The organism is Bacteroidales bacterium (assembly GCA_035299085.1).
In the GTDB taxonomy this organism is placed as follows: domain Bacteria; phylum Bacteroidota; class Bacteroidia; order Bacteroidales; family UBA10428; genus UBA5072.
In genome coordinates this window covers 114482-132969 of record DATGXG010000013.1, presented here as the reverse complement: position 1 = coordinate 132969, position 18488 = coordinate 114482, and the positions used below count along the sequence as shown (strand labels likewise).

General features: G+C 41.3%; 10 protein-coding genes. 5 read left to right on the top strand and 5 right to left on the bottom strand.

Features of this window, described 5'->3' with window-relative positions; all coding sequences use genetic code 11:
* Positions 1 to 5: 5 nt before the first annotated feature.
* A complete protein-coding gene (locus VK179_02930; GenBank protein HLO57665.1) occupies positions 6 to 3164 on the bottom strand; it encodes a UvrD-helicase domain-containing protein in 3159 nt (1052 codons plus the stop codon).
* A gap of 213 nt (positions 3165 to 3377) precedes the next feature.
* Here VK179_02930 and VK179_02925 point away from each other — a divergent pair, with 213 nt between their 5' ends.
* From VK179_02925 to VK179_02915, 3 genes are read left to right on the top strand one after another with little or no spacing between them, the layout of a single operon-like run.
* Positions 3378 to 4118 (top strand): NUDIX domain-containing protein, encoded by a 741-nt coding sequence (locus VK179_02925; GenBank protein HLO57664.1) that lies wholly within the window; start codon positions 3378 to 3380, stop codon positions 4116 to 4118.
* 30 nt (positions 4119 to 4148) lie between these two features.
* A complete protein-coding gene (locus tag VK179_02920; protein HLO57663.1) occupies positions 4149 to 6023 on the top strand; it encodes a sodium:solute symporter family protein in 1875 nt (624 codons plus the stop codon).
* Positions 6024 to 6044: 21 nt separating this feature from the next.
* Positions 6045 to 8477 (top strand): hypothetical protein, encoded by a 2433-nt coding sequence (locus VK179_02915; GenBank protein HLO57662.1) that lies wholly within the window; start codon positions 6045 to 6047, stop codon positions 8475 to 8477.
* 604 nt (positions 8478 to 9081) lie between these two features.
* Here VK179_02915 and VK179_02910 read toward each other — a convergent pair.
* From VK179_02910 to VK179_02895, 4 genes are read right to left on the bottom strand one after another with little or no spacing between them, the layout of a single operon-like run.
* Positions 9082 to 10458, bottom strand: a complete 1377-nt coding sequence (locus VK179_02910; GenBank protein ID HLO57661.1) for a sugar MFS transporter — start codon at positions 10456 to 10458, stop codon at positions 9082 to 9084.
* 60 nt (positions 10459 to 10518) lie between these two features.
* Positions 10519 to 12450 carry a sulfatase-like hydrolase/transferase gene (locus VK179_02905; GenBank protein ID HLO57660.1) on the bottom strand — a complete coding sequence of 644 codons (1932 nt, stop codon included), beginning with the start codon at positions 12448 to 12450 and terminating at the stop codon, positions 10519 to 10521.
* 46 nt (positions 12451 to 12496) lie between these two features.
* A complete protein-coding gene (locus VK179_02900) occupies positions 12497 to 14875 on the bottom strand; it encodes an ABC transporter permease (protein HLO57659.1) in 2379 nt (792 codons plus the stop codon).
* A gap of 4 nt (positions 14876 to 14879) precedes the next feature.
* Positions 14880 to 15587, bottom strand: a complete 708-nt coding sequence (locus VK179_02895) for an ABC transporter ATP-binding protein (GenBank protein ID HLO57658.1) — start codon at positions 15585 to 15587, stop codon at positions 14880 to 14882.
* A 183-nt stretch (positions 15588 to 15770) separates the two neighbouring features.
* On the opposite strand from VK179_02895, the gene VK179_02890 reads away from it, so the two are divergent.
* Together VK179_02890 and VK179_02885 are read left to right on the top strand one after the other, a co-directional pair.
* Positions 15771 to 17129, top strand: coding sequence for a sigma-54 dependent transcriptional regulator (locus tag VK179_02890; GenBank protein HLO57657.1), 1359 nt, complete (start codon positions 15771 to 15773; stop codon positions 17127 to 17129).
* A complete protein-coding gene (locus VK179_02885; protein HLO57656.1) occupies positions 17119 to 18480 on the top strand; it encodes an ATP-binding protein in 1362 nt (453 codons plus the stop codon). Before VK179_02890 ends, VK179_02885 begins: the two co-directional genes overlap by 11 nt.
* Positions 18481 to 18488 lie beyond the last annotated feature (8 nt).

Sequence of the window (18488 nt, the reverse complement as noted above, 5' to 3'; positions counted from 1 at the left end):
AAATTTCAATTAACTGTTATAATCTTACCGAGTTTAACGTACCAGATGTATGATTCTATATGGCTGTATCCCATACTTTTCAATAATGAAGCATATTCCCTGAGCTGGGTTTCATAAACAGCATCGGTTTTCATGCCAAACTTATAATCAATGATCAGGGTTTGATTATTTTTAATCATCACACGGTCAGGCCGCTTTGTTTTTCCTTCAGGCAGGATAATCTCCGCTTCGTTCATGATATGCCAGTCGCCGCTGAACCAACCTGCAACCTGGATGTCATTCATGGCATGCTGTATTAACTGGATGTATTTCTGAATCTCATCCGATGCAATTGTACCTTGCATATGGAGCTTGTTTACAGCGGTGATTATATCCTCACGAATGTTTATCTGTTTAAAAATATCATGCAGGATCTTTCCTTCATTTAACGGCCTGAATGGTTTTTTCACTTCGGGATCAATAAGCAGGTCACCCTGGAAGGCAATTTTTATCCTCGTCTGTATTTCAGAAACCGGGGCTTTGGGTATATCATCGATTTCTTTTGACCGTTCCTGTTTATCGGACGATTCATACCCTTTAAGCTCACCTGTTTTAAAGTTTTTGTTTCCCGCAATTTTCCTCACAAGGTCAGACACGGTCTTCATCTGCTCTGTTTCACAGGGTTTACAGCATATGTATAGTGCTTCCTTTGCGCGCGTAAATGCCACATACAACAAATTCAGGTTATCAATTAGCTGGTTATGGATTTCCTCAAAATAATCCTGCTCAAAAATGGTGTTTTTTAACTCTTTTGTAAAATTCAATGGTAAGAGTGGCAACCGGTTAAACGGTTCGACTTCCGGCTGACACCAGAGAAAGGATTTATTAAAGGAGTTCAGTTCCCAGTTACAGTATGGGATGATCGTAACCGCAAATTCAAGACCTTTTGCTTTATGCAGGGTCATGATCCTTACTGCGTCCTGTTCTGAAGGAGCCGAGACTGAATTTTTATAGCCTTTCTCATTCCAGTATTCGAGAAAACGGACAAGGTCGCTTCCTTTTTTCGATGAATAATCAATAATGATATCCCTGAATGCCATCAGGTAGGCGCGTTCGCCTGAATGCTTTTCAAGTCCCAGTGTCTTTATTATCTTTTCTGTCAATTCAACAAGGGACTGCGAATAGACACTTTCCTTATGCGATAATTCCTCTGCAGACAGCCATTTAAGGGTTGAAATTTCATCCGGAATTATCCATTGTTCTGATTGAACATCACTCGCAGTGTAATTCTGTAATAAAGATCCCAGGTAATAACGGTTTGTTTTTTCCGTGGGATCAGAAAGGTAATGGAATACAGCAATAATCGTATTTACAACTACCGAGCTGCCTAGCTGCAATGCCTCATCTGAAATTACACGGATAGCCGGTTCTCCGTTATTTCCCGAATTCATTAATATATAATCGGTAAGATCTCTTGCTTCGGAATTCTTTCGTGTAAGGACGGCAATGTCTCTGTAGTGGTATCCTTTCCGGGTTAATTCATGAATAAGGTTTACTGTAAACTGATTAACAGTGTCGTTATATGAATCTTCCCCGGTTTCTTCTATGTGGTCAATCTGAACATATCCCGGAGAACCCGGCTTTCCAGGTTTTTGAAGAAGTCCGTCATACAAGCTGTCGATTGAACTTAGATTCCTGTTAAAACCTGAACCTTCCATTTCCTGCTCAAAATATTTCTGCAGAATTCCGGCTGCCTCGCTGAAAAAGTGATTGTTGAATTCAATGATGGTTTTACCCGATCTCCAGTTCTCCTTTAAGGTTATTTCTTCAATTACATCATCTGAAAACTCACTTTTTACGCGTGTCTGAAGGATGTCCCAGTTGCTGTTTCTCCACCTGTAAATTGATTGTTTGGAATCACCAACCGCCAGGTTTTGAAAATTCTGTGAAAGGCTGTTGCTGATTAAAGGTTTGAAGTTGAGCCATTGCATTTCGGATGTATCCTGGAATTCATCGATCATGAAGTGATGATACCAGCATCCGGCTTTTTCATATATAAAAGGTGTATCATTGCCGTCAATGATACGGTTCAGAAAAACCGGGGCTTCCGGTAACAGAAACGTGTTGTTTTCAGCGCACCAGGTATCGGCCAGGTTTGAAAGATCGATAAGGATCCCCAGTGTATACAGGTTTTTCAGAATAACCTTCGATGTAAAATAATATCTTGCCTGTTCGTCATAGTAGTCAATCACCTCCTGCATTATGGGTATGAGTTCAGCGGCGGCTTTTTGAATTGCATGTTTGTTTGGTGAACTGGCTGTATGCCATTTATCGGCACAGGTAACTGCCTCCCTGGCAGTAGCTGTTGGCTCTGTGAATCCTGCAGTTTTGAGTTTTAAAAGGAAGCCTGCAGGCCCCCTGTTTTTATTGCAAAAATCAGAAACTGTAAGATTACACGATTGAATTATCTTTTCTGCCTTTACACCGGAATCTTTGAAATGCTTTTCAGCAGATGAAATGATCGAATGCAGATGAGTACGGTAATGGGTTAAAACTTCCTTATCACTGAAAGTTTTGAGCGATGTGTCATTTAAACTTTTGAATTCTTCACGGAATATTTCTCCGCCAAGATCGGAGATCCCGTTCCTGATATTCCAGCTTTCTCCTTTTTCAATCAGGTACTCGGCAAACTGGGTAAGCCATGAAAGCAGCACTTTGTCATTTTCAGCCTGCAATAAAAGCCTGTCAATAGCTTCTTCAAGAACTACTTCTGTGTCGAGTTCAATCGAATACCCTTCCTGTATGCCTAGCTCCCGGGTAAATCCACGTATAATCCGCTGAAAAAACGAATCAATAGTTGTCACAGAAAATCCGGAATACCGGTGAAGGATTTTTTTCAGAATAACCAGGGCTTTTGTGCGGATTTGTTTTTCGTTTAATCCTGTGGTTTCTGCAAGACCGGCAAGCTGACCCGATGGCTGTCCGGATGAAAGCAGGAATAGTTCTGACAAAATACGGCTTTTCATTTCTTCAGTAGCCTTATTAGTAAACGTAACGGCGAGAATGTGAAGAAACGAATCGCTTTCGGCAAACAAAAGCCTGAGATATTCCAGGGTGAGATTAAACGTTTTACCGGAACCGGCAGAAGCGCGAATAACCCTTAACAAAGGCATGTCAGATTTCATGGTGAAAATTAACCATTTTTTTGTCACCCTGAGCGTTTACCGTGAGCTTTGTCGAATGGAGTCGAAGGGTAATTAGTTCCTGGTATGCTTCTACTTCCTTCGAGAAGGTAAACGTTCAGCATGACTTTTAGTATAAGAATTATTAACCTGAGGTGATCAATGTGTTATTTTTTTTCATATATTCGTATCTACTTATTGTATAAAATACAATAAATGAATAAGCCGATAATTCCTAATCTTTCCGTTGACTGTGTCATCTTTGGCTTCGATTCAGAAGAATTGAATGTGCTTCTTGTAGAAAGAACATTAACTGATAAGAAGACAAATTCGGTCATATTTTCGGATTATACATTAACAGGTAATCATGTTCAGGAAGGTGAGGATACCGATGTGGCTGCCGTGAGAATTCTGAGCAACCTCATTGGTTATCATGACATCTATCTTGAGCAGTTCTATGCTTTCGGCAATCCCGACCGTCTTAAAGGCAGGAAAGACCAGATGTGGATACATAGCCTGGGCCTTAATATTTCCGATCATGTAATAACGGTCGGCTATTTTTCACTAATTGACAGTACTACTTTTTCAATAGGAAAACACAAAGAATACAATGTGAAATGGTTTCCTGTCAGAAATCATCCAGAGCTTGGTTTTGACCATGAAATCATACTGAAAAAAGCACTTGAAAGGCTTCAGCAAAAGCTAAAACAGGAGCCGATAGGGTTCGAACTGTTATCGGAGAAATTCACTCTTACGCAGGTTCAGCGGCTTTATGAAGCCATTCTGGGAACTCGTTTTGATCCCAGGAACTTCAGAAAGAAATTATCGCAGATGAAATACATCATACCACTGAATGAAAAGCAGAAAGCTGTAAGGCATAAACCGGCACAGCTTTATATTTACAGCCGTGATGTATATGAAAGGACAAGAAAAGAAAAATATAGTTTTCTGGTTTAAAAAGATCCCTAACTACTTAAAATAACTACTATGAAGCTTCATTACATTGATCTCGGCATAATCATCCTGTACCTGATTGCCACGATCATCATTGGATACTGGGTATCCAAGCGTGCATCGAAGAACCTGCAATCGTATTTTCTGGGTGGTAACAGTCTGCCATGGTATTTTCTCGGCGTTTCGAATGCTTCCGGTATGTTTGATATCGCCGGAACCATGCTCCTTGTCTACTGGTTATCACTCTACGGTTTAAAGAGTATCTGGATTCCGTGGGTATGGCCTGTTTTCAACCAGATATTCCTTATGGTCTACCTCTCGGCCTGGTTGCGAAGATCGAATGTAATGACAGGGGCCGAATGGATAAAAACCCGTTTCGGAACCGGTACGGGTGCCACCCTTTCACATATAGTAGTCGTCATTTTTGCCCTTGTAAGTGTTATCGGCTTTTTATCCTATGGTTTCAAAGGAATCGGAAAGTTTACGACTGCCTTTTTACCCCCACTGGTTACCAATCTGGAAACAATTGCCAAACATCCACAGATCAATGAAAACCTCTATGCGCTCATACTTATGGCGGTTACAACCTTCTATGTGGTGAAAGGAGGTATGTTCAGCGTGGTTATCACTGAGGTTATCCAATACGGAATTCTCACCATTGCGGCTGTCGCGATCGGAATCATAGCCATCAACCATGTTTCTCCTGATGCCCTGAATGCAGTTATACCTGCTGGTTGGAAGAGCGTTTGGTTTGGATGGCATGTGGGACTCGACTGGAGTCACTTATCACCTGCGGCTTCACCAAAGCTAAATGCTTTCAGCGACTGGATTGCCAAGGATGGCTATGAAATGTTCGGCCTTTTCTTTATGATGATGCTTTTCAAGGGAATTTTCCTTTCTGCTGCAGGACCTGCTCCTAACTATGATATGCAACGTGTGCTGTCGACTAAAAGCCCCAGTGAAGCTTCAAAAATGAGTTCACTTGTAAGCGTTGTGCTTAACCCTTCTAGGTATTTCATGGTTGCCGGTCTAACAGTGCTGGCTCTTGTTAATTTCGACAAATTATATACCGGATCACTTACAAGTCCCGACTTTGAGAGTATCCTGCCACAGGTTCTCGCTACCTATGTGCCAGTGGGTCTCCTTGGTTTTCTGATGGCCGGATTGCTTGCTGCCTTTATGAGCAATTTTGCAGCCACTGTCAATGCCGCACCTGCTTATATTGTAAACGATATCTATAAAAGGTACATTAATCCCCATGCCAGTGAAAAGAAATATGTAAAGCTGAGTTATATTTCGTCCATGGCTGTTGTAGTTGTAGGTGTTGGTGTTGGTTTTCTGATCACTTCAATTAACAACGTAGTGCTTTGGATCACCGCTGCCTTATGGGGCGGCTACACTGCTTCCAACGTGCTGAAATGGTACTGGTGGCGTTTCAATGGATTCGGTTATTTCTGGGGTATGGTGGCAGGATTGGGTGCTGCGCTTGTTATGCCGGCTTTCAGTCACTCGGGTTTAAGCCAGTTCCCGATTACAAATAACTTCAATATGAATGCTTTTCCCATTATCTTCCTGGTTTCGATAATCGGTTGTGTTCTTGGAACACTTCTTTCAAAGCCTGAAGATACTGAGGTACTTAAGAAATTTTACAAATCAGTTCGTCCCTGGGGATTCTGGAAACCGATTCATAAACTCGTTGTTCAGGAGGATCCTTCTTTCAAGGGCAATAAAGATTTCAAACGCGACATGTTCAATGTGGTGATCGGAATCTGCTGGCAGTCTGCATTGGTTGCTTTCCCTGTATTCCTGGTGATCCGCGAATGGAAAGGATTCTTCGGAGCCCTGGTTATTGTGGTTATTACTTCGGTAATTCTCAAGTTCTCATGGTGGAATAAACTCAAAGATTAATTAATTCAAATTGTAAGGAAAATGAAATTCGGATATTTTGATGATCAGCACAGGGAGTATGTAATTACAACACCACAGACACCTTATCCATGGATTAATTACCTTGGTAACGGAGATTTCTTTTCAATCATTTCAAATACAATGGGAGGTTACAGCTTCTACAGGGATGCACGCCTCCGCCGGTTGACACGGTACAGGTATAATAATATACCCCTTGATTCAAACGGTAAGTATTTTTATATCCGTGATGAAAAAACAGTCTGGTCACCTTCCTGGAAGCCGGCTAAGACAGACCTTGACAAATATGAATGCCGTCATGGACTCGGGTATTCAAAGTTCACGGGCGAAAAGAACCAGGTGAGGGCACAGGTAACCTCATTTGTGCCGGATGAGGTAAATGCTGAAATTCAGATTCTCGAATTAAAGAACCTTTCTGACAAAACTAAAAATCTTAAGATCCATTCATTTGTGGAATGGTGTCTTTGGAATGCGCAGGAAGATACGACTAATTTTCAGAGGAATTTTTCGACAGGCCAGGTAGAAATCGAAGGCAGCACCCTGTATCATAAGACCGAATTCAGGGAGCGCAGAAATCATTATGCATTTTATCATGTAAACAGGGAATTGAAAGGCTTTGACACCGACAGGGAAAAATTCCTTGGCCTTTACAATGGTCTTGAGGCTCCTGATGCGGTAATGAATCAGACAGCCTACAATACCGAAGCACACGGATGGAGTCCCATAGCCTCACATTTTATTGAGATTGACCTGAAGCCGGGAGAAGAAAAACAACTCGTATTTGTACTTGGTTATGTTGAATTGGCTGATAAGGATAAGTTCATTACAAACCAGGTGATCAATAAAAAGCCGGCGAAAGAAATTATTGCACAGTTTGACAAACCCGAAAAGGCTTTTGCTTCACTTAAAAAAGTAACTGATAAATGGAACGTGCTGCTTGACACCTACCAGGCTAAAACTCCCGACGAGAAGTTTGACCGGGTTGTCAATATCTGGAACCAGTACCAGTGCGTCATTACCTACTTTTTCTCAAGAAGTGCTTCATACTTTGAATCAGGTATTGGTCGTGGTATGGGATTCCGCGATTCGAACCAGGATTTGCTGGGTTTTGTGCATCTGATGCCTCACCTGGCCAAGCAGCGAATAATTGATATAGCATCCACGCAGTTTGAAGACGGTGGAGCTTACCATCAGTATCAGCCTCTCACAAAACGCGGCAACAGCGATATCGGAGGAAACTTCAATGATGACCCGCTTTGGCTTATTGCAGCCGTTGCTGCTTATATCAGGGAAACCGGTGACACGGCTATTCTTGATGAGCAGGTTCCGTTTGATAATAATGAAAACAACAAAGCAAGCCTGTTTGAACACCTCAAGCGTTCGTTTGACCATGTAGTGAATAACCTGGGACCCCATAAGCTTCCGCTTATCGGACGTGCCGACTGGAATGACTGCCTGAACCTGAACTGTTTTTCAAACAACCCCGACGAATCATTCCAGGTTACCGAAAACAAAAGCGGCGGAGTGGCCGAGTCCGTTTTCATCGGCGGTATGTTCGTGAAGTATGGTAAGGAGTATTCCGATATCTGTAAACTGATCGGTAACAACCCCGAATCAGGCCGTGCTGACAAGCTCGTTGCCGAAATGACGGATGCTGTTAATAAGCATGGTTGGGATGGAGAGTGGTTCCTCAGGGCATATGATTACTTTGGAAATAAGGTCGGCAGCAATAGCTGTGAAGAATCAAAGATATTCATCGAACCGCAGGGCTTTTGTATTATGGCCGGAATAGGACTCGAAGACGGAAGAGCAGCAAAGACACTCGAATCGGTTAACAAGTACCTTGCCTGTGATCATGGAATTGTGCTCAACTACCCGGCATTTACCAAATACCATATCGAATACGGTGAAATATCAAGCTATCCGCAGGGTTACAAAGAAAATGCAGGTGTATTCTGCCATAACAATCCCTGGGTGATTATTGCTGAAACCATGAACGGGAATGGTGACAGGGCTTATGATTATTTCACACGCATTTCACCGGCACATACCGAAGACAAGAGCGAATTACATAAAACGGAACCGTATGTATTTGCCCAGATGATTGCAGGTAAAGAAGCGTTCAAACCGGGTGAAGCAAAGAATTCATGGTTGACCGGTGCAGCGGCATGGACGTTTGTTGCAGCCAGTCAGCATATTCTTGGCATCAGGCCTGATTTTAACGGCCTCTGCATTGATCCGTGCATTCCGGCAGCCTGGAAAGAACTGAAAATTACCCGTAAATTCAGAAATGCCACATACGAAATCAGCATTCATAATCCCCATGGCAAAAGTTGCGGTGTAAATGAAATGACTGTGGATGGTAAAAAAATCTCCGGAAATATTGCTCCGGTATTCAATGATGGCAAAACCCATCAGGTTGTAATCGAATTATAGACATTCAAGATAGCTTTTTTTGAATCACGTTTGATGGTAGGGACAGGTTCCGGAAACGGGCCTGTCCCTTAATCATTTTATGCGAAGACTATACTCCAGTTAAAAAATAATCCCCAATCGCAATTCCTGTTGTCACCCTGAGCGTTCATCCTGAGCGAAGTCGAAGGGCTGATTGTATACGGGGTCGGACCAAAGCAAGTGCTTCTTTTTCTTTATTTTAGTTTGATTTTTTGCCTGTTTTTAACCCTTAGAGGCTCATTTTTGACCCCAAAAACATAGGTCTAAGGAATACATGAAAATAACGCCTATTCTTAGAGGCTCATTTTTGCCCTTAAAAACAGGCCTCTAAGCATAAAAAACGTCTGTTTTTTTTATTTAATATATTGTTATATAGATATTTATTTTGGTCCGACCCCGATTCCACACATTAGCCACATTGGCATAGTAGCACATTCTTTTATTTCTGATTTCAAATTAGCACATTAGCAAATTGGCATATTAGCATATTTTAAAAACACAAACCCCGGTATTCATTAAAACACCGGGGCCTGAAACAAAATATAATAAGTAGTTAGGGGTCTACAAAGATAATAGAATTTTTGAATTACCGAAGATGATTTCCTTTTAATCCAGTTTTATATCCCTGGACAGCATAATACAATATATAAAGATAAATAGGAATAGCGATCCATAATGATGGCTGGAAACCTATCTTTTGAGACAGAGCAACATAAGCTGGTGGTATTAAGGCACCACCAATAATGCCCATAACTAAAAGAGCAGAAGCCATTTTAGTGAACTTGCCCAGATCATTAAGTATCAAGGGCCAGAAGGAAGGCCACATCAAAGCATTTGCCAAACCTAAAAGTGCAACAAAGAATATCGAATTCGGAAGAACAGGAATGTTCAGTCCAATTGAATTCAACCAACCAAAAAGGCTATTAAAAACGTTTGTTTTTACTTCGTCAGAGAAGATAGCACCTGCTGAAAAAATCAAGCCAAAAATGGCAGAAAACCTTAACGCTGTAGCCTGTTTTACATATTTGGGGATCAATACTATGCCTATTATATAACCAATTACCATAAAGGCCATAGTAAAGGAGGTCAATTTAGGAGCAAACTCTAAACCGAGGTTTTTTCCATACTGTCCTATACTATCACCTGCTATAACTTCAATACCTACATATAAGAAAAGACCGATAAAACCTAAAGTCAAATGAGGGATTTTCAAAGCCTGTGGTATTTCTTTAATGAAACCTGCCAGACTGTCATCCGGATCCTCATCTATATCAAGCTTGTTTGGCAGCGCGGAAAATTTTATCATTACACCTAAAAGTACAAGGGCTATTGCCATTATAATATACGGACCAACTAAACGGGCAGCTAGTTCGTTTAATGCTGCATTTTTTTGTATTTGATCAAGCAGACTCAATTTATCTTCAGTGTATTTATCCATTCCATGCATTACAAGCGCCGTAAGCACTAACGGACTAATAAAACCGGCAAGTTTATTACAAATTCCCATTATTGAAATTCTTGCAGCTGCACTTTCATTGGGACCAATGATTGTAACATATGGGTTAACAGCGGTTTGAAGTAAAGCGAGACCGGTACCCATGACAAAGAGTCCGGTAAGAAAAACACCAAACATTCTGCTGTAAGCCGCCGGAATGAAAATTACTGATCCTATGGCCATAATGATTAATCCCAATGCCATTCCATTTTTATATCCTGTTCTGCGTAATACAAATGAAGACGGCAAAGCCATGAAGAAGTAAGCAATGTAAAATGCCAGGGTCACTAAACTCGCTTCAAAAGGTGTGAGTTCACATGCAGTTTGCAGAAACTGTATAAGTGTACCATTGAGCCAGGTAACAAACCCGAAAATGAAGAATAAAGCACCAATGATCAGCATCGGCAGCCAGTAGCTCTTGCTGTTTCCGGATGCGTTTTCAATGGCTTTACTAACAGATTTTTCCATAGTTCCAGTGTTTTATGAGTAGTTAAAATTTGAGATCAAGGTAGTTTTTTTGAACGAAATTCAAAAGGAATTTTCCCCTGTTGCCTTCATATTTTGCTCAACGCTCATCCGGTTATGAATTAAACAACTCTTATAAGTCTGCAAAATCGCCTTCAGATGCGATTCCATTACACCGAATTCTTTACTATTTCCGCCTGGATCAACGGCTAAATTCACCTTTCCTTCCTGACTTTTTTTATAAAAAGCAATTACGTTTTTGCCATCAAACTGCATTACATTCTCATCTTCGATCAGCTGATAAACGCCGTTTACATAGCTGATGCTCCGGTGGGTTATGGTATTGTTTAACAAGCTTTCACCAAATGCAAAGTACTCACCCTCATAATGCAGGTAATCCAAAACCGAAGGCATGATATCAATTTGTTGCGCCGTTTCACTATTTCTGCCCCTTAAGGATGAATCTGAGGGACTGAAAAATGCAATGGGAATCGCAAACATACCGGTTGTGCTGTTGTAGGTCTGATTTATAGCCTGGGCAGCATGATCGGCCGTGAAAACAAACAGCGTATTGTTATACCAGTCCATCTTACAGGCTGTTTTAAAGAATTCACCCAGCGCAAAATCGGCATAGGCTATCGTCTGCAAAACAGGTAAATCGCCTTTTCTGAATTTGCCTGCATATTTATCAGGAATTGAATAAGGATGGTGTGATGACAAAGTAAAAACAGCAGAAAAGAACGGCTCGCGAAAACTATCCAGTTTGCGGGCATAATACCCGAGGAAAGGTTCGTCCCAGATACCCCAGTGCCCGTCGTAATCGCGGTCATCATTATATTCTTTCCTTCCATAGTAGTTTTCGATACCGGCTATATGCGCAAAATTTTCAAAATTCATGGTGCCATTGTTTCCCCCATGAAAAAAAGATGCCTGGTATCCCCTGGATTTAAGCAAACCCGGCAGACTTTCGATGATGTTATCGGCATAATTTGAACCGCTGTAGGGGCGGTCCATCAGACTGGGTATGCCCGCTATAATTGCCGGCATTGCTTCATAGGATTGCGTACCGTTGGCATAGGCATTCGTAAAAACAAGCGATTGGTCCAGTATTGAATCAAGGTTCGGCGTGAATCCTTTCAATCCTCCCAGATAACCGCAATACTCCTTAGAAAAGCTTTCAAGAATGAAAATGACCACATTCATTTTTCTGAATTTACCATGCACAGGATTGTTATGAATGGGGGAGTAAATCTTCTTCAGCTCTTCCGGTGTATAATAATTAACCTCTGAAAGATTTTCGTTTTCAACCGTTTTAATCAGTGAGAATGGCGTATTGATCAGCAGGGGAACACACTTCAGTTCGGTATAACTTGCCGCATCTGCCATACCGATAGGTTTCAATTTGGTCCCTCTTGCCCCCAACACCATAAGAAGAGCTACAAAAATAAAAATAGCAGATTGCTTGCCAAGTGATTTCAGAGTCATCTTTTCACGTACAAGTTTCACGGTTGGCAGCACAGGCCTTAATTTCCACATCACAACCAACAAAAATACCCATGACAAAGCTATATACCAGTAATCCCGCATAAACCGGGGAATAAGCTTCCACACCCCGGTATCACCGCTCATGAGCGAGAAAATGGCTGTTGTGGATCTTTTATTAATGAAATCAAAGAATTTGGAATCGACCAGGTTTGAAAGAATAGCTACCGAGTTGATTGTGAAAAACAGGATATCCGCTGTAACGAGCGCAATTTTATGATTTTTGTAAGTACCCGGAACCAGGAAGGCTAGCATAAAAAAATTCGTGAAAACAATTGCCGCGATGTCAAACCGGGTTCCATAGATAAAATCTTTGCTAAGTCTCAGAAAACTGATATCATTGAAATACGATGCGTTCAGAATATAAAAGAACAGGCGTGAAATGAAATACAAGAGGATTAACAGTATGAACCTTTTTACAAGAAGCCATACATGTTGCGTATAATTATGCATATCTCAGATTTGGAGTACAAACCTAAAATATTTTCTCTATCGTTGATTACTCATCCTTCAATATTTCAACCGGTCTTGTTTTGAGAGCTTTCATGATTTGATAGCTGATTGTAAGCATGGCAACCGTAAGCGTAATTGCCGTGGCTATTATGAATTCCCATGCCTGCAGGTGATATTTATGGGCCCCCGGCAACTTAATGTAAACATAATAGGCTGCCGGCCACGCCACTAATATTGATATCAACAGAAGTTTCAGGAATTCAGAACTCATGTTGAAATACAGGTGTCCGTAAGAAAACCCGAGCACTTTGCGGATTCCGATCTCTTTAAGTCTATGACGGGTGTAGAAAAGCATCAATCCGAACAATCCTATTGAAGAAATGATTATTGAACAGAAGGCAAAGAATACGCTGATTTTCATTAACCGGCTCCATTCTTTCACTGCATTTTCAGTACGGATCCTATATTGAATGTTTTTGAACTCATACGCATCATCTGGAAAAAAATTGTTGAATTCCTGCTTTACTATTTCTCTTGCCTTTTTCTCCTGCCCGGGCATAAAACGAACGGCATAAATATTATCCGAATGAATACTGTCCGGTAAAAGCTTCAGCAGGTGAGGTTCAAGTTTGTTATGAACCGAAAAAGCGACATAATCCTTTACTACGCCTATTACTTCATAATTCTTTTCCCAAATCTTAATCCTGCGCCCGATCGGATCTTTCCAGCCAAAGACTTTCACTGCAGTCTCATTCAGAATACATTTTTCGGCATCACCGGGGTAATCCCTGGAGAAATTTCGTCCCTTCACTATTTTCATATCCCAGGTATTTACATAATCATAACTCACATTGTAAAACCTCACAAATACCTGCTCGTCCGGACTGCTGGCACCTTCCCAGTTAAGTTCATCACCACCAGGAAGTACGAAAGGAATATAATCGGAAACCGAGGCGTCTGCGATTTCCGGATGTTTAAGCAACTGTTCCCTGAGTGCACTAAATGAACCTTTCTTTTCAGTAATGATATTGGCAAACATTACCTGTTCGGAATTAAAACCCATATTGAAATGGACCATATGATAGGTTTGCCTGTAGATGATAAAGCCTGAAGCAAGGAGGAAGATTGAAATGCTGAATTGTAAGGTTACAAGAACTTTTTTAAGGCTTATTCCATTGGTTTCAGCCTGGACAAGTTTCTGTTTCAATGCGGAAACAGGATTGAATTTTGAAATGGCATACGCCGGATAGAGCCCCGATAAAAATCCGGTTGCAACGGATACTAATAAAACAAATCCCAGTAATTTCCAGTCACCAAAGATCGAAGTAATAATTTTGGCCTGGATCATCTGGTTGAAAGCATTGTATGACAGATGGGCCAGGAGAATACCGATTAACCCGCCTAGAAAGGCAAGGCCAACCGATTCAAGCATAAACTGGTACCAAAGTTGTTTCCTTGAAAAACCTACTGCCTTTTTTATGCCGATTTCCCGGAACCGCGTCGATGAATTGGCAGTCTGAAGATTGATATAGTTAATGGATGAAAGGGTAAGAATCAGTATGGCCGTGAAAAGAAACAGTGCTACAGCTACCATAAAATCTCTATCAAAATACGGCCTTAAATATAACTGCGACATAGGCCTTAAATACGGATAGTGATCTTTATTGTAATTTTTAAGGGCATCATGAATTTTGTTATCCACATCTGCCGGGTCAGCATTCGGCTTTAATAAAACATAGGTATAGAAACTATAAGCCCAATAATTATTTTCATAGTCTTTCCAGCCCGTAAATTCAGTAAAAGAAAGCATGGGCAGTAAGAACCGTGGTTGCCATGTCGAAGTTTGCGGAATATCCTCGTAAACACCCGTCACCGTCAATACCACCTTATTCTCGGCATACATTTGTTTTCCAGCCGCCTGCCCGTCCGGGAAAAGTTTGTCTGCCACCGATTTTGAGAGCACAATCGTATTCGGACGGATAAGGGCTTGTGTGGGATCTCCTTCAAGAAAATGAAATGTAAATACATCAAAAACAGTCTGATCAGCGTAAAAACCATACCGGACCATGATTTCGTTTTTCCGGTCAACAGAAAGAAAAACGCCATCTTTGTTATTATCTCCTACATCATGCATAAGGACTATCTTTTCAACAGCCGCAAGACGTGGAAGATCATTACGGCTCAAGGCGGCTGTTATGCTGCTCGAGTGAGAAACAACGTTTTCTTTCTGATCCTGGAATAACTGAACCCTGTATATCCGGTCATAATTCACATTATGCTTGTCCCAATTCCGCATTGTATTCAGAAACTGAACCAGAATTATAAAGGTGGCGAAGCCAAGGGCCAGATTCGACAGGGTTATCACAGAGAATACAGGGTCTTTGAAAAACCTCCTGAATATGATGTAAAATGATTGCCTGAACATATTCTTAATTATTGAAGTGTGTCTGTGGTTCAAAACTCCTGTCAAGCCTTTCTGCTATAATATGTCCGTCGAACAGGTTAACGATCCTGTGCGCTCTTTCGGCATGACTGATGGAGTGGGTGACCATTACAACAGTGGTTCCTTCCATATTCAACTGCTCAAGCAATGCCATTACCTGCTCACCGTTTTGGGAATCCAGATTTCCTGTGGGCTCATCCGCCAGGATCAATGCAGGCCTGGTAATCAATGCCCGGGATACCGCTACACGCTGTTGCTGTCCACCTGATAGCTGCCTCGGAAAATGATCCCTCCGGTGACCGATCTGCATTTTTTCAAGTATCTCATCTACTGTTTTTCTCCGTCTTGACCTTGAATGATTCAACGCTATCAGGGGAAGTTCAATATTTTCAAACACTGTCAGTTCATCAATCAGGTTAAAACTCTGGAAAACAAAGCCAATATTACCTTTTCTCAGATTGGTCAGCTGTCGTTCATTCATCCCTGCAATGCCGGTTCCGTTAAAATAGTATTCGCCTTTATCGGGTTTATCCAGCAGACCAAGAATATTAAGCAGTGTTGACTTACCGCATCCCGATGGTCCCATTATAGCTACAAATTCTCCGGGCCTGACCTCGAAATTCACGTTCAGCAATGCGGTGGTTTCGATCAGTTCGGTTCTGAAGATTTTTGTAAGATTGACAGTTTTAATCATTTTATGTTAGGTTTGAAAAATCATATGCTACTTCCATGCCATGATTTTAATACGCTGTATCATAGTATGTTAAAAGAATACCTTTTCATCCGCTGTAAAATATTTTTACAGTTAATCGTGAATTTTTTTTACATTTATCTATTCTTTCTGAACCTCTGAACCTTTAAACCTCTTAACCTGACAATGGAAGGAAACATCCTTATAGCAGACGACAACAAGGGAATTCTGAATGCGTTGCAATTGTTACTCAATAAAAGTTTTTCGCATATCGGACTTCTTCCGAATCCTAATCTTCTTTTGCAGGAACTCGAAAAGAAGGATTATGACATTCTTCTGCTCGATATGAATTTTAAAGCCGGTATAAATACAGGAAATGAAGGGATTTACTGGCTGAGGGAAGTCAAGAAGAAGCATCCTAACCTTGAAGTTATAATGATTACAGCCTATGGCGACATTGAACTTGCCGTTAAAGCACTTAAAGAGGGAGCTGCAGATTTTGTTCTGAAACCATGGGATAACAATAAACTCATGGCAACAATCCAGTCTGTTTACAGGCTTCGGAAATCGGGCAGAGAAATTGCACGGCTTAAATCAAGGGAGAATCAGATCAAAAGCGAAGCGGTTCGCTATGATCCCGTTGTTACAGGCAAGTCACAGGCAATGAAAAGCATCATGCAGGTGGTTTCAAAAGTAGCTGCCACTGAGGCCAATGTGCTGATCACAGGTGAAAACGGGACGGGCAAAGAGGTCATAGCAAAAGAGATTCACCGCATATCGGGCCGTTCTTCTGAAATGTTTGTCCTTGTTGATCTCTCAGCGTTAACTGAAACTCTTTTTGAAAGCGAACTTTTCGGGCATAAGAAGGGCTCTTTCACCAATGCATTTGAGGATAAAACAGGCAGGTTCCTGGTTGCAGACAAAGGCACTTTGTTCCTGGATGAGATAGGCAACATTCCGCTGCACATGCAATCGAAGCTTTTGACTGTTTTACAAACACGAAAAATATCACCGGTAGGCTCAACTTCAGATATTCCGATTGACATCCGGTTGGTAAGTGCAACGAATAAAGGCCTCAGCCAAATGGTTTCTGCGGGACAATTCAGGCAGGACCTCCTGTACAGGCTGAATACAATACAGATACATATACCGCCCTTACGTGAAAGGCCGGAAGACATTGAAGACCTGGCCAACCATTTCCTGAAGATATATGAAAACCGGTATGATAAAACCGGTTTAAAAATAGGGGAGGATGCCCTTGAGAGGCTCAGGTCCAATCCCTGGCCGGGAAATATCCGGCAATTACAGCACACTATTGAAAAAGCGGTCATCCTTGCCGAAAATCCAGTTCTCCGGGCATCTGATTTCTTCCCCGGAAATGATGAAACATCATCTCCGGTAACGGCCGTCACCCTGGATGACATGGAGAAAAAAATGATACAAAATGCCCTGGTCCGCAATGCCTGGAACCAGACAGCTGCTGCAGAGCAACTGGGAATCACACGTCAAACGCTTTACAACAAAATCAAAAAATATGGCCTCTGAGAGAATAATCTATTTTGAGCACCGGTTGCCTTTATTATCGGTTGCTGTTTTGTTGTTCATCGCTTCCGGTTATCTGTGGGGCAAATCTTTGCCCGGAGTTTCTGCCGGATTATTCATACCGGCGGTTTTTGCATTGTATAACTTTTTACAGAGCACAGAAAGAACGAACAGGCAGGTGGCTTTCTTTTTTACATCACTCAAAAACAATGATACAACCCAGCAGTTTCCGGTAAATATAAAAAACCGCACCCTTTCGAGGCTGCATGAAAAAATGAATGAAGCCAACCGCCATTTCCAATCAATCCGCATGCAACTTGAATACAATGAAAATTACTATAAAGCCCTGATAAAGAATTCAGCTACGGGTTTTGTTGTTTTGAATGAACAAAATCACATCGAACTGATCAATGATTCAGCCTGCCATTATGCCGGAATTTCGGCAGAAAGCACGAATCCCATGCAATTGAAAAACCGGAATCCTGAGTTCTTTGATGCGCTTTGTCTTCTGAATGCAGGACATGATATGATTTACAAACAGGTCATAGGAAATGAACTTATGCTTCTCAACTTTAAAGCAACACTGCTTAAAAAGGATAACCAGGTCTTAAAGCTTATTTCGGTTCAGGACATCCGGTATGAAATGGAAACACGGGAAATTGAGTCATACCGCAAACTGATCAGCGTGATGACCCATGAAATTATGAATGTTATTTCACCCATCACATCAGCTTCAAAGACTTTGCAGTCATTCCTGTTTAAAGACGGTAACCCGGTCACCTTAAGTGATCTTGATGCATCATCTCTTGAAATAACACAAAAAGGGGTGAATCTGATTGATGAACACAGTACCGGCCTGAAAACATTTATTGAAAACTACAGGAAGATTTCAAAACTGCCGAAACCGGTAATCCATAGCGTTGATACAGGTGAATGGATGGACCAGGTGCGAATTGCCTTCAGTGAGAAAATGAAGGAGAACCGTATCCTTTTCGAGATCATCAAAGATAACAGGATCAAAAATGTAGCCATTGACAAGAACCTGATGAACCAGGTAATGATCAACCTTTTAAATAACGCCATTGACGCAGTCAGTGAAACAGAAGGTGACCGGCTGATCCGGATTGAAATGCGAGTTTTTCAGAAAAACCGTGTAAAGATCAGTGTTTCAAACAATGGTCCTTATATTCCTCAATCGATTCAGGACAAAATCTTTGTTCCCTTTTTCACAACCAAAAAAGATGGATCAGGTATCGGACTATCCATATGCCAGGAAGTAATCAAACTTCATAATGGTTCATTGTCTGTTATATCAAAGGAAAACGATTACACAACCTTTAACATCGAATTATAACAGGGTAT

Coding starts and splice junctions, on each gene's coding strand:
- VK179_02915 (HLO57662.1), top strand. CDS start 6,045: ATGAAATTCGGATATTTTGATGATCAGCACAGGGAGTATGTAATTACA.
- VK179_02890 (HLO57657.1), top strand. CDS start 15,771: ATGGAAGGAAACATCCTTATAGCAGACGACAACAAGGGAATTCTGAAT.
- VK179_02910 (HLO57661.1), bottom strand. CDS start 10,458: ATGGAAAAATCTGTTAGTAAAGCCATTGAAAACGCATCCGGAAACAGC.
- VK179_02885 (HLO57656.1), top strand. CDS start 17,119: ATGGCCTCTGAGAGAATAATCTATTTTGAGCACCGGTTGCCTTTATTA.
- VK179_02900 (HLO57659.1), bottom strand. CDS start 14,875: ATGTTCAGGCAATCATTTTACATCATATTCAGGAGGTTTTTCAAAGAC.
- VK179_02925 (HLO57664.1), top strand. CDS start 3,378: ATGAATAAGCCGATAATTCCTAATCTTTCCGTTGACTGTGTCATCTTT.
- VK179_02895 (HLO57658.1), bottom strand. CDS start 15,587: ATGATTAAAACTGTCAATCTTACAAAAATCTTCAGAACCGAACTGATC.
- VK179_02920 (HLO57663.1), top strand. CDS start 4,149: ATGAAGCTTCATTACATTGATCTCGGCATAATCATCCTGTACCTGATT.
- VK179_02905 (HLO57660.1), bottom strand. CDS start 12,450: ATGCATAATTATACGCAACATGTATGGCTTCTTGTAAAAAGGTTCATA.
- VK179_02930 (HLO57665.1), bottom strand. CDS start 3,164: ATGAAATCTGACATGCCTTTGTTAAGGGTTATTCGCGCTTCTGCCGGT.